This window comes from Catenulispora pinisilvae (assembly GCF_015356865.1).
In the GTDB taxonomy this organism is placed as follows: Bacteria; Actinomycetota; Actinomycetes; order Streptomycetales; family Catenulisporaceae; genus Catenulispora; species Catenulispora pinisilvae.
Genome location: NZ_JAAFZA010000007.1, coordinates 39,022 through 52,388, shown reverse-complemented (window position 1 = coordinate 52,388; position 13,367 = coordinate 39,022). Strand labels below are relative to the sequence as shown.

Annotated in this window: 9 protein-coding genes; 7 read left to right on the top strand and 2 right to left on the bottom strand. The window is 69.7% G+C overall.

Annotated features, from left to right (window positions below):
* Position 1 precedes the first annotated feature (1 nt).
* A complete protein-coding gene (locus IZR01_RS03680) occupies positions 2-1,960 on the bottom strand; it encodes a non-ribosomal peptide synthetase (protein ID WP_194922876.1) in 1,959 nt (652 codons plus the stop codon).
* Positions 1,961-1,962: 2 nt separating this feature from the next.
* A complete protein-coding gene (locus IZR01_RS03675; RefSeq protein WP_194891596.1) occupies positions 1,963-3,405 on the bottom strand; it encodes an MFS transporter in 1,443 nt (480 codons plus the stop codon).
* Between the two features lie 369 nt (positions 3,406-3,774).
* On the opposite strand from IZR01_RS03675, the gene IZR01_RS03670 reads away from it, so the two are divergent.
* The 7 genes from IZR01_RS03670 (at position 3,775) to IZR01_RS03640 (ending at position 13,363) form a co-directional block, all read left to right on the top strand.
* Entirely contained in the window at positions 3,775-5,250 is a 1,476-nt protein-coding gene (locus IZR01_RS03670) for a B12-binding domain-containing radical SAM protein (RefSeq protein WP_228558884.1), read from the top strand.
* Positions 5,251-5,311: 61 nt separating this feature from the next.
* Positions 5,312-6,091 carry a hypothetical protein gene (locus tag IZR01_RS03665; RefSeq protein WP_194922875.1) on the top strand — a complete coding sequence of 260 codons (780 nt, stop codon included), beginning with the start codon at positions 5,312-5,314 and terminating at the stop codon, positions 6,089-6,091.
* Positions 6,085-7,950, top strand: coding sequence for a B12-binding domain-containing radical SAM protein (locus tag IZR01_RS03660; protein ID WP_194891598.1), 1,866 nt, complete (start codon positions 6,085-6,087; stop codon positions 7,948-7,950). The genes IZR01_RS03665 and IZR01_RS03660 overlap by 7 nt, the downstream gene beginning before the upstream one ends.
* 18 nt (positions 7,951-7,968) lie before the next feature.
* On the top strand, positions 7,969-9,090 hold the full coding sequence (locus tag IZR01_RS03655; protein ID WP_194891599.1) for a thioesterase domain-containing protein: 1,122 nt from the start codon (positions 7,969-7,971) through the stop codon (positions 9,088-9,090).
* The gene (locus tag IZR01_RS03650; protein WP_194922874.1) at positions 9,087-10,904 is read left to right on the top strand and encodes an AMP-binding protein; all 1,818 of its coding nucleotides are present in this window, start codon (positions 9,087-9,089) and stop codon (positions 10,902-10,904) included. The genes IZR01_RS03655 and IZR01_RS03650 overlap by 4 nt, the downstream gene beginning before the upstream one ends.
* Entirely contained in the window at positions 10,901-12,490 is a 1,590-nt protein-coding gene (locus IZR01_RS03645; RefSeq protein ID WP_194922873.1) for an MBL fold metallo-hydrolase, read from the top strand. Before IZR01_RS03650 ends, IZR01_RS03645 begins: the two co-directional genes overlap by 4 nt.
* Positions 12,491-12,586: 96 nt before the next feature.
* Positions 12,587-13,363, top strand: coding sequence for a thioesterase II family protein (locus tag IZR01_RS03640; RefSeq protein WP_194891602.1), 777 nt, complete (start codon positions 12,587-12,589; stop codon positions 13,361-13,363).
* Positions 13,364-13,367 lie beyond the last annotated feature (4 nt).

The following is a 13,367-nucleotide window of genomic DNA, read 5'->3' as shown; positions in this document are numbered from 1 at the left end:
CTCACTCCTCGGCATATTCGACGGTCTCCCGGAACGCCGGGGTGATCAGATCGAAGGACGCGGGTCGTACGTTCCCCTGGCTGAGTTGTCGATCGACCTCGGCGGCCACCTGCTTCGCGGTCGGGGACTTGAAGAAGTCCCGGACCGAGGACTGCACGCCCCACTCCCGGCGGATCTGAGCGATGATCTGCATCGCGCCCAGGGAATCGCCGCCGCTTTCGAAGAAGTCGTCGGCCACCCCGAGCCCCGGATGCAGCAGCACGTCACGGAACAGCTCGACCACGCGCTCCTCGGTGCGGGTGCTCGCGGCCACCGGTGTGGGTCGGGCGGCCGCCGGGGCGACCTCGGTCCCGGCGCCGTTCTTCAAGGCCGCGTAGTCGACCTTGCCGTTCACGGTCATCGGGAGAGCCGACACCAGGACGATCCGGGCCGGAACCATGTAGCGCGGAAGGCTTTCCCGCGCGAGCGCGATCCAGTCCGTCGTCTCGGAGCCGGGTTCGGCGAGGAGGTATGCGGCCAGCCGCAGGCGGGCCGGGTCGTCATCGTCACAGACCACTGCGACGGCCCGCACGCCGGGCGCACCGCGCAGCGCCGCCTCCACCTCGCCGAGCTCGACCCGGTACCCGCGCAGCTGCACCTGGCGGTCGCGGCGGCCGATGAACTCGATCTGCGGACCCTGCGACGTCTGCCGGTAGCGTGCCTGGTCGCCGGTCCGGTACATCCGCTCGCCGGATCGCCCGCTGAACGGATGGGGAATGAAGGCTCCCGCGGTCTTGCCCGGATCGCCCAGATAGCCGCGGGTCAACGTCGATCCGGCGATGTACAGGGTGCCGATGGCTCCGGGCGGCACCGGTCGCAGGTCCTCGTCAAGGATGTGGGCCTCGGTCCCCGGCAGCGGGAGCCCGATCATCACCGCGTCGCCGTAGTCCTGCTCGGGCGAGACGACGAAGTAGGTGCTGTCGATCGTGCCCTCGGTCAGTCCGTAGCAGTTCACGACCTTGGTGCCGGGCCCGGCAAGCCTGGCGACCCGGGCCAGGTCGGCGGCCGGGTAGGCGTCCGAGCCCACGATCACCGTCTTGAGGAAGGCCAGCGACTCCCCGGCCTTCTCGGCGTGCTCGGCCAGCGCCCGCAGCACCGGCGGGACGAAGTCGGCGACGTCGATCCCCTCGGCCCGCAGCGACTCCAGCAGCTGTGCGGGCTGGAGCACAAGCTCACGGGGGAACACGACGAGCGCCGCGCCGGAACACAGGCCGCGCACCAGTTCGCCGAGGAACCCGTCGAAGGCGAAGTTCGCCATCTGGGCGTGCGCCCGGATGTTTCCGCGCAGCCCGAAGGCGGTCTCCCACGCGAGGTGGTTGCCGAGCAGGCCGCCGTGGGTGGCCATGACACCTTTGGGGCGGCCGGAGGAGCCGGAGGTGTAGATCACGTAGGCCAGGCTGGCCGGGCCGATCGAGCGGTCCGGCCGGGAGAGCGGCGGTCGGTCGTCGGCGGTGAGCGCGGCGAGGTCGACGACGAGCGTTTCGACCGACGCTGTTTCGACCGCTGTTTCGACCGACGCCGCAGCGACCGATGCGCCGGCGAGTTCGGAGCTGAGCGCGGCATCGGTGAGGACCATGCGCACTCCGGCGTCCGCGAGGATCTGCCGGCGGCGGCGGTCCGGGCTGTCGACGTCCAGGGGAACGTGGGCGGCGCCGGCTTTCCACACCGCCAAGACGGCGACGACGGCCGCGGCCGAGCGCTCCATCAGGATGCCGACACACGTCTGGGCTTCGACGCCGGCCGCCAGGAGGCGGTGCGCCAGGCGGTCGGCGGCCTTGTCGAGTTCGCCGTAGGTGAGTCGGGTCTGGCCACTGACGACGGCGGGGGCCGAAGGGGTCCGGGCGGCGGTGGCTTCGATCAGGTCCAGGACGGATCGTTCGGCGGCGGGTCCGACTTCGGCGCCCGCGCTTTGTGCACGCACCGTCAGTTCACCTCCTGGTTGACCGCCGCTTCGCTGTCGGCGTGCGCCTCGGCCGGGGTCTGCTCGGTGTGCTCCTGCTCGGTGGGATCCGCCTCGTCCGGCTGGGGTTTCACGCCGCGCCACATCGGCGTGGCCACGGCGGTGACGGCGGTGAGCGAGATGACGATCCCGGCGACCAGGCCGACGGAGCGGACCCCGTATCCGCTGGCGGCGGCGGTCAGCACGGCCGCCCCGATCGGGCCCAGGGCCGAGTGGATGGTCCAGAACGCGGCGGTCACCCGGCCGAGCAGATCGCTGGGCGTGACCTCCTGGCGGAACGACATGGAACAGATGCCCGCGACGCCGGTGCAGGCCAGCATGACCATCGCCAGTAGCGCGACCACCGGGATGACGCCGGTCAGGCCGATCCCGGCCACGGCCGCCCCGCACAGCACGAAGGCCACGGTCCAGCACTTGCCGAACCCGAACCGTTTGCGGAGCCGGGCCACCAGGGACGAGGCGATGAACGTGCCCACGGTCCCGGCGGACAGCACGTAGCCGGCGAAGGTGTCCGAGTGCTTGAGGTCGTGTTTGATGTGGAACACGATCAGGTCGGTCACGCCGTAGGTGAGGAAGGTCAGGATCGACAGCCGGATCGTCAGCGGTCGCAGGATCTCGTTCGCCCACAGGAACTTGGCGCCGATGAGGAAGTCCGTCCGGATCCCCTGGCGCGCGGGACGCTTCTCCTCGGATTTGGATCCACTGTCGGTCTGTGCGGTCTCGCTCTGCGCCGTCTCAGTCTGTGCGGTCTCGCTCTGCGCCGTCTCAGTCTGTGCCGTCTCGCTCTGTGCGGCCCGCTCGGCCGCGTCCGTCCGTCGGCGCAACAGCAGCAGGCCGATCGCGGAGACCGCGAAGCTGACCGAGTCCACGGCGATCGCGACGGACGGATTGAAGATCCCCGAGATGAAGCCGGCGGCGGTCGGGCCGCCCACGGCGGCGACCGCGTAGGAGCTGTAGAGCCGGCCGTTCGCCTCGGTGATCTGGTCCGAGGAGACCAGCTTGGGCACCACGGTCACGTAGCCGACCCGGAACAGCATGCCGAAGACCGCGCCGAGCGGAACCACCACGTAGATGAACCACAGCTGCGGGGAGAACAGCCACACCACCGGGATCAGGCCGTAGAGCAGGAACCGCGCGATGTCGCACACCATCAGCAGGGCCTGGCGGTTGACCCGGTCGGCGATGACCCCGGCGACCAGGCCGGTGCCGATGGAGGCCACCCCGGTCACACCGGTGACCAGACCCATCTGCACGATCGAACCGGTGGTGTGCAGGACCAACAGCGGTATCGCCACATAGGAGAAGGAGTCGCCGACCGAGGAAAGGGTCTGCGCGGTCAGGAAGAGCATGAAGTTGCGATTGCGCCAAAGCGACACCGGGTTTGACATCGTGACACCGATGGACATAGTCCTCCCCGTAGCCAATGGTGAGGATTCAAACCGAGGGGTTCGGATCCGTCAAGGCCTTGCGCGAAGTTTATTCGTGGACTGATACTCGATATGTTCGACGCTCGCTGCCGTCAGGGCCCTTACGGGCCGACGCGGGCCGCCCGCAAGCCGCGGCGGCGCGATCCGGACCGAGCCGGAGCCGGTCGGGCAGGCGGTCCTGCATCCGCCCGATGTCAACCACCTACTCACCCGACCCCTACCGAACACGTGCTCTGGGAAACGTCGGCGGCCGGGAGCACCGGTGCCGGCCCACATCCGCCCGCGCCGGGGTCCCGCAGCGCGGCCTGACGCGTCGAACACCTGATGCGGGACGCCCGAGGAGCCAGAATGCGTATCGCCTTCGTCCACACGCCGATGTCGACCGTGCCGGTGCCGCAGCGCCGGCAGTTCTGGCGGAACTTCGACATCCAGTACCACTCGACGCACCCCGGCCTGCGGCACATGCGGCACGCCATGTGGGAGTTGCCGCACTGGATGCACTGGCTGGCAGGGGTGCTGGTCTGGCACGGCCACACCGATCTGGACGTCGTCGATCTCTACACCGCCCCGGGTGCCCTCGACAGCGGCGGCGAACTGGACGAGGCGGTGGTCCGGGCCATGGTCGGCGCCCACCCCGCCGACGCCTATCTCTTCTCCCCGATGACGGTCAACCTCCACTTCGCCTATCAGATAGCTGACGCGGTCAAGCAGCTCCGGCCGCAGGCCAAGGTGATCTTCGGCGGAGTGGTGGCCACCCCGCTCGCCGACCGGGTCGCCCGGCACCCCGGTGTTGATTTCGTGGTCGTGGAGCGCGGCGAGACCGCGCTACCGGCCCTGATCGACGCCCTCGCGCAGGGACGCGGCGTGGACGGCGTCGGCAATCTCGTGCACCGGCTGCCGGACGGCAGGATCGCGCGCAGCGGCTTGCGGTATCCGGACCTGTCGGCAGCGGATATCCCACCGCCGAAGGTCGACCTGTTTCCGCCCGATGCCGGCCAGGACATCCGTTATCTGCGTCAGGTCTATGCCCTCGGATGTCCGTATAAATGCACGTTCTGCACCATTCAGACCATCGGCCAGAAACCCGAATACTTCTCCATCGACCGGGTGATAAATGAGATCCGGGCCTATCGCGAGCGCTACGGAGAACACCACAACATCTACTGGGGAGACGAGACCTTCACGCTCCATCCGGAGCGGACCCTCGAACTGCTCACAGCCTTGGAAGACGAGGGCGGTATCGCCTACGACTGCCAGACCCGCCTCAACTGTCTGGGAGACGACCGGGTCCTGAACAAGCTGCACGACAGCGGCTGCCGGTGGGTGGAGATCGGGCTGGAGACCGGCGCCCAGGACAGCCAGAACGTGCACAAACACCACATGAAGCTGGGCAGCGTCGAGGAGACGCTACTGCGGGTGCGGGACGCGGGACTGGCCGCCTGCGCGTTCGCCGTCAACGGCTTCCCCGACCAGACCCCGGACCAGATGCGCGGGTCCATCGAATGGATCTGCGATCTCATCGATCGCGATCTGCTCCAGGCCTCGTACCTGTTCGGGCTCGTGCCGTACCCCGGCAGCGCGATGTTCCAGCATCCGGAGCGCTTCGGCATGGAGCTCCTGCACGAGGACTTCGCGCTTTACCATGAGGAGCTTCCGCCGGTGTACCGCACCGCGCTGGCCTCCCCGGACCAGGTGTACGAGGTCTTCCTCGACGGACTCGGCATGCTGGCCGAGGCGATGGGCAAGCGCCCGTATTTCGGTTCGCTGGTCGGCGTCGGGGCCGACGAACGCTACGGGTCCTTCTGGGCGGACGCCCATGTCTGATCCCATGACTCCCACGGCTCCCGCGACTCCCACGACGGCAGACGCGCGACACTGGCGGCGGTTGACCGCCTCGGGATCCGACCTCGTCCTGGGGATCGATTTCGAGGCCGGGCACGGCGAGGCGTCGCTCTCGGATCTGGCCTCGGCCCTGGACGGGCATCGAGTCTGGGAAAGCGTCCCGCCGCCCGCGACCGGCGACTACCTCAAAGACTGCGACCCTGAGATCTATACGCGGCCGTGGCTCGAAGAGCTCGTTGGAAGCCCGGACCGCATCGTGGCCGTGCTGGGGGTCTGTGCCGGAGCACCGCTGGCCGTGACGCTGGCCGCCGGGATCCGGCGGGCCGGCCTCGGCGAGCCGCAGGTGATCGTCTTCGACCCGGCACCGGTCGACGGCAACGTGCTGGCGCGGGAGTTCGGCAAGGCGTTGGAGTCCTTCGCCGGGCAGATCACCGACGACGAGCAACAACAGCAGCGCGCAGTCGGCACGCTGGCCGCCGACGCCGCCACGGCGACCGGGGATGATCTCGTGCCCCTGGCGGTACGCTTGGAAGAGGCCTTTCGAACAATCATCCACGGGGCATGCTCGCGGTTGCGGGTCTGCGCAGCCTTAGAGCAGCAGTTAGCCGATCGATTCGCGAACTACCTCGCTTATCTGGTCGCCTGCTCCCGAGCGTCGGCGGCTGCGGCGTTCGCCGAAGCCACGGTCATCCTGTCTTCGCACCATGACACCGGTCAGCCACACGGTGCGGGTCACGTCGTCCGGCTCCCTTCGGAAGCGGGGCGGCTGCTGGCCGACGCCGCGGCCCGGGTGTCCGAGATCATCGGAGGGCGGCCATGGTGAACAGCCAGCCCACCGCGATCCCGGCCGCGTTCGCGCGCAAGGCCCGGCTGGAACGCGAGGAGCACGTGGAAAGCGTGCTCTACCAGCACGAACGGGACTGGCGCTTCATCCCCGGCGACGGACAGGACCCGCGGGTCGTGTCCGAGGCGGCGCTGCGGCGCGAATGGGCGGTCGAACAGGAGCTCCAGGCCTGGCTGTCCGAATGGCCGGCGGCGGAGCGCCCCGCGGCCGACAGCGCGGACGTGCTCGCCACGCGCCACCGCTTGAAGTACTTCCCGGTGCTGTTCATCAGCGCCCCGCACATCGAGGACGGTGCGACCGGCTCATTCCCGGGGCTCCCGACTCCGCTCCTACACGCCACCGCGGTACTGGACCGGATGCTCCGGATCGAGGAGTTCCCCGGCCCCCGGGTCCCGGACGTCGTGGCGACCATGAACCCGCCCAGTTACAACCCGGACTTCGAGGCCGACCTGATCCGCTGCCTGACGGAGCGACGTCCGGTGGTCGTCGGTATCAGCAACCTGTCAGAGGGCCACTTCTACGCGCTGCGCATCGCGCGGCTGGTGAAGGCCGTGCTGCCGCAGGCCCTGGTCATCCTAGGCGGCCAACACGAGGACGCGGTGAATCCGCAGATCTACCACCGGGCCTCGGACCGGGTGCGGGCGATGGTCGGCAGACGGGCCAACGGCCTCGGCTTGTTCGGGCTCACCACCGAGGAGGAGGACCGGCTGGCCGCCCTTCAGACCCTGGCCGCGGACACCGACCGGGCCTGCGTCGATCTCGTGATCGCCGGCGACGGGCAGTACGCGCTCCTGGAAGTCCTCAAGATCGTCTCGGAGTGCCAACCCGCGGGCGCCACCGCACTCAAGGCCCGGCTGCTCGCCAGCCGGGACCGGTTCGCCGCCCTGCAGGGCACCGGCGACCTGCATCTGTTCGATCCGGAATCCGGCCGCGTCGAGGGGTTCGCGTTCAGCGGCCTGCCCATCGACGGCGACACCCTGCCGTTCATCGACGTCACGCGGCTGAGCCACGAGAACCGGTTCTCCGTCTTCGGCAACCGGAACACCGCGCAGATCCTCGCCTGCCTGGGCTGCAAGTACGCCTGCGAGTTCTGCCACGAGTCGGCGGACGCCTTCCTCTACGGCCAGCCCAAGATTCGCCAGCGGAGCCCGGAGCACGTCGTCAAGGAGATCGAGCTGCGCCAGGAGCAGGGGTTCGAGGCGGTGTTCTTCGACGACAGCACCTTCACGCAGAACCCCCGCTGGCTGACCGGGTTCCTGGACCTGTTGGAGAAGCGCGATCCGGACACCGGCATCGAGTGGGGCTGTCAGACCACGATCAACGACATCGACGAGACCATGCTGCACCGCATGGCCGCCAACGGTTGCAGCTACATCTATTTCGGGCTCGAATCCGCCGCGCCGCAGGAGAGGAGCGTCCAGAAGGTACAGCAGCTGCGCATGCTGACCGGGGCGACCGACTGGGCCGACCGGCTCCGCCAGGTCGCGCACTGGTGCCGCGAGGCGGGCGTCCGGATCGGCACCTCGCTCCAGTTCGGCCTCGGCGAGACCTGGCAGGAGCGGGTCCAGACCATGGATCTGGTCGCCGAACTGCACAAGGACGGCTGCATACCGGAAGGCTGCGTCTCACTCAACATCAACAGCCCGTATCCGGGGACCCGGCAGTGGCTGCGGATGCTGAAGTCCGGCGGGCCGATGCCGGACTACCGCAGCAGGCTGATCCGGCACCAGGCCTTCGAGACGGCGCATCAGTATTCGAAGATCACCGGGAAGGAAGTAGCCGACCTCTATCTACTCGCCGCCGAACGCCTCGGCAAGGCCATCCACGTCGAAGGCTGAACGGAAGGAGCACCGCGCATGACCGCGTCCGCGTCCGATCACCGGCAGCGGCCGACCGCCGCCCCGCGCGACCGCATCGAGGTCGAGCTGTTGCGCCTGTACGAGGAACTGCTCCAGACGGCGCCGATCGGGATCGACGAGTGCTTCTTCGATCTGGGCGGACACTCGTTGCTGGCCGTGCAGCTGCTCGCCCGGATCAAGAAGACCCTCGGCGTGACGATCCCGCTGGCCTGGCTGTTCGAGCAGACGGTCGAGGAGGACCAGCCGGTTGACGTCGCCTATGTACGGACCCTGCTGCACCGGGCCGAGGCCACGCCGGACCTGTCCGACAGCGTGTTGCTGCGCGAGGCCGAGGGCACGCCTTCCGTCTTCTTCATCTCGGGTGCCGGTGGGGACGTCACCCCGCTTTTCCCGCTGGCCCGAGCCCTGCGCGCCGACCGCCGCTGCGTCGGGCTGCAAGCCCCGCCGCTGCGGCCCGGCGAGGATGAGCAGGCGGTGCAGACCCTGGCCGAGCACCACGTGCGGCAGATCCAGCGGCTGGTGCCCCACGGTCCGTACGCGTTGATCGGCTGGTCCATGGGCGGCGCGACGGCGTTCGAGGTCGCGAGTCGGCTCCAGGCGGCCGGGGAGAAGGTGGAACTGCTCGCACTGCTGGACAGCTTCCTCGGCGACCAGCTGCCGGACTACACCGAGGCGGAGATCGTGGCGATGTACACCGACGAGCTGATCCGGATCCACCACGCGGACCCGGCGGACTCGACGGACTCGGAAGCCTTGGCGGCCGAACTGCCCTACTCAGCGGGGCTGGAGCGGGTGCTCCAGGAAGCGGTAGCCCGGGGACTAATCCCAGTGGAATCCGACCTGGGCTACTTCCGGGAGCGCTTCGCCATGTATCGCGCGCATGTTCGAGCCCTGGGACGCTACAAGCCCGTTGATCCGGTAGAACAACTGGCGCTCATCTACGCAGGGGGCGCGGAGGATCAGGTACGGGCCCAGGCCGCCGCCTGCTGGTCCGAGCTGTCCGAGCGGCCCGCGACCGTACGCTTCGTCGACGGTGACCACTATTCCATGCTGCGGGAGCCGGCGGTCGCGCACGTCGCCGCCGTCGTCGGCGACTGGCTGCCGGACGCCGGACGATGAGCGAGGACGAGGGTCCGGACGCGATATTGCCGATGGCAGAGTCCGAAGCAGGGTCCGAAGGTGACGCGGCTGCCCACCCGCGTTTCGGCTACGAGCACGTCACACCCGGACCGCCAGACGTCGCGGACCCGCTCGCCGCGGTGCTGCGCACAGCCGCCGAAGACGGGACCCGGCCGGCGGTGACGGACTGGACCGGGACGTTCGACTATCGGCTGCTCGCCGCGCACACCGCTCGGATCGCGCGGCGGCTGCGGGCAGCGGGGATCGGGCCCGGCGACGCCGTTGTACTGCACCTGCCTCTCAACCGGTGGGCGGTGCCCGCCATGCTCGGCGTCCTGGCCACCGGTGCCCAGTACATCCCGGTCGACACCGCGTTGCCGGTGCGCCGCCGGATGGCCCTGATCCAAGCGAGCACGGCAGCCGCGGTCGTCGTGGAGTCGGCCGCCGGGACGAGCGTCGGCCTCGACGGCTTCGCACACGTCGTGGAGGCCGCGACCGCGCCGGACGGAGAACCGGCGGACCCGAGTGATCCCGAGGAACTGTCCGGGTTCACCCCGGAGCCGGTGGCACCGGGCAGCCCGGCCTACACGCTCTACACCAGCGGATCGAGCGGACGGCCCAAGGGCGTGGTCGTGTCCCGCGGCTCACTGGGCTACTCCACGCAGGCCCGGATCGACTACTACCCGCCGCTGCCGCCGACGTACCTGCTGTGTTCCTCGATCTCCTTCGACAGCTCGGTCGCCGGCATCTACTGGCCGCTGGCCGCCGGTGGCCACATCGTGATCCCGAGCGCCAACCCGATGGACATCGAGCAGATCGCCCAGGCCTGCTCGCGGTACGGCGGGACCCACATGGCGATCATCCCGTCGCTGTACCGGCTGCTGCTTGAGACGGAATCACAGGAGTCTGACGGCACCCGGCTGGACACGCTGCGCGTAGTCATCGTCGCGGGCGAGGTGTTCCCGCCACCGCTGGTGGCCCTGCATGCCAAGGTCGTCCCGCACGCCACCGCCTACAACGAGTACGGGCCCACCGAGTGCACCGTCTGGTCGACCGTGCACGAATGTATGAACCTTGATGCGGGGCGCGAGCGGCTGCCGATCGGCCGTCCGATCCCCGGCACCGGAGTACACGTCGAACCGGTCGAGGACGGACAGCGCGACAGCGAGCCGGACGGTCTGGTCGGCGAGCTCTGGCTCAGCGGGCCCGGTGTGGCCCTGGGGTACGCCGAGGCCGTCGAGCCGTCGCCGTTCGCCACGGTGGCAGGCGTCCGGATGTATCGCACCGGGGACCTGGTGTCGGTCGACGCCTCCGGCGCCTTGTCCTTCCTTTCGCGCCGCGACACACAGGTCAAACTGGCCGGTGCCCGCATCGAACTGGGCGAGATCGAGCATCTGCTGAGCGCGGCGGTCGGTGCCGGCACCGCGGCGGTCGGCGTCGCCCGGCGGTTCAGCGGGCCCGGCGAGACCGGCGAGACCGGCGAGATCAGTGCGCTGATCGGCTTCGTCGCCGGCGCCGACGGCCTGTTCGACCCGGCCGCGGTCCGCCGCGACCTGATGAGGCGGCTGCCCAGAGCCGCGGTCCCCCGGCTGATCGTGCCGGTGCCGGCGCTGCCGAGGCTGCCGAACGGCAAGACCGACCGCGAAGCCCTGGATCGGATGGTGGAACAGATGACGGACCCGCACAGCGATCCGCGACCGGCCGAGGACCGGGCAACCGAGCACCGACCGGCCGACCAGCGGGCGACCGAATCACGGGCGACCAATGAGCGACCCGCCGATTCGCGGGCGGCCGAGCAGCGGGCGGCACGATGACCGGCACCGGACACTACCTGGCCGCCAGCGTCAGCCCGCAGCCGCTGGTCCACCGGTGGTACGCCTATCCGCACCTGATCAGTCCGCTGACCGCCGGCTTCAACCTGAAGCACCGGCAGCTCGCGATCCTCGAGAGCTACCTGGCCGATCCCGCCTTCCACGACGAGGCGATCTCGAATCCCTCTCGTATCGCAGGGCCCTTCCTCGATGCCCAGGGGGTTCCGGAGGACAAGCTGCGGGAGTTCCAGGAGCAGGCCGTGCGGGAGTGCGCGCCGCTGCTGCGCTTCGCCGATGACGTCGAGGAGATGCGGGCCCTGCTGCGGGCCGAGGCCGACGGCAGACCGTTACCGTCGCTCTATCCGCGCCTGCCGGAGAGCCTGCGGGGACTGGTCGAGCTCACCTACGACGACTTCGGGCAAGCGTCGTACCGCTTCTTCGAACCCTTGCTCTATCGCAGTGAGCAGTACCGCTGCGAGCTCCAGCGGATCTCGCTGCGGCGCGCGCCGGACCCGGCTCAGCCGTTCATCTTCAACAGCCCGCTGCTCACCGATGACGACCGGGTCGATGTGGCGCTGCCGTTCGACTCGCCCTTACTCGATGAGCTGTTCCAGTCCCGGTGGGAGGCGGTGGATCCGGCCGCGCTGGCCGAGCGCCTGGGGCTGACGGGGTCCGGTGCCGAACGATTCGCCACGTTGTATAGCACTGATACACCGCCGGCACCGGTGCCGAAGCCGGAGTCGGGTGTGCGCATGCGCTACCTGGGGCATGCCGGGATCCTGCTGGAGTCCGCGCAGGACTGCGTCCTGCTGGACCCGATCCTCGGCTACCGGGACGACGGCCATCAGCACCTCACGCTTGTCGACCTGCCCCGGCACATAGACGCGATCGTGCTCAGCCATGCCCACGCCGACCACGTCTCGATCGAGACGCTGCTCCAGCTGCGGCACCGCACCGATGTGGTGGTGGTGCCGGGCGGTTCGGCCGGGACCGTACTCGATCCCGCGCTGGAGGCGATGCTGCGGGCGCTGGGCTTCCAGACCGTGACGGCCCTCGGCGACCTCCAGAGCGCCCGGATCGGCGCGGCCTGCACGGTCACTGCGATCCCGTTCCTCGGCGAGCACGCGGACCTGGCCATCCGGTCGAAGATGGTGCCGCTGGTGGAGATCGGCGGGCGCCGGTTCTTGTTCGCCACCGACACGGTCGTCCTGGAGCCCGAACTCCACCGCCGGATCCCGGACCTGCTCGAAGGCGTCGACGCGATGTTCATCGGGCTGGAGTGCGTGGGCGCGCCGATGTCCTGGCTTTACGGTCCGCTGCTCGCCGCCCGCCCGAGCCGCGAGAACGACCGCAGGCGGCGGCTGGCCGGCTCCGACGCCGCGATGGCCGACACGCTGGCCCGGCTGACCGGGGCGCGCCGGGTCTATGTCTACGCGATGGGCTTCGAGCCCTGGCTCCGGCATCTGACCGGTTCCGTTTACGACGCCGACTCCGAACAGGTCCGCCAGACCGGGCTGCTGCTGGAGATGTGCGCCGGACGCGGGGTCCCGGCCGAGTTGCTCCACGGTCAGGGGGAGCGGTCCTGGTGAGATCCGACACAGGAGGAAGGCCATGACGGACCCTTTCGAGGACCGGACGGCTGATTCGGGTCTGGGCTCGCTCGTGTTGGCGATGGAGGCTGACAAGTGACGACGCAGGCGGCGCTCGACGCGCCCGCAGACCTTCCCTTACGTCGGCTCGGCCCGGTCAGGGCGCCGGACGGGGAGGCGGATCAGGCCGTCCTGGTCTGCTTCCCGCATGCCGGCGCCGGTGCCACCGCGTTCGCGTCCTGGCAGCGGCGGGTGCCGGATTGGCTCGCCCTGTATGGCTATGTGGCTCCGGGGCGTGAGGACCGTTCGGCGCGCCCGCCGCTGGACTCGGTCCAGGCCTTGGCGGACGACATTCTTCCGGCGCTGCTCGCCCTGCCGGGGCGGATCTGTTTGCTGGGCCACAGTTTCGGTGCCCATCTGGCCTACGAGCTCGCGTATCGGATGACGCGGCGCGGCCGGGCGGTGGACCGGCTGGTGGTCCTCGCCGCGCCTGTCCCGAGACCGGAGCCGGCGCCGGCGTTGGGCGATCCGGAGATCGAGGAGCTGTGGCGCCGGCTCGGCGGCGACCCGGCCCGGCTGCGGCGTCAGGATTTCCGGGACCGGGTCTTCCCGGCGCTGCGGGCGGATCTGGCCGCCGGGGCCGCGTACCACTTGCCCGCGTCGCGCCCGCCACTGGCGATCGGCGTCACCGCGCTGTACGGGCTCGGCGATCCCGAGGTGACCGGGGCCGCCGTCCGGGCCTGGCAGGCGGTCAGCAGCTCGCCGATCGAGGTCGCGGCGATCCCGGGCGGGCACTACTTTCCGCAGACCGAGCCGGAGGCGACGCTGAACGCGGTACTGCGCGCGCTCGGTTCCCGGCACCTGGAGAAATAGGGCT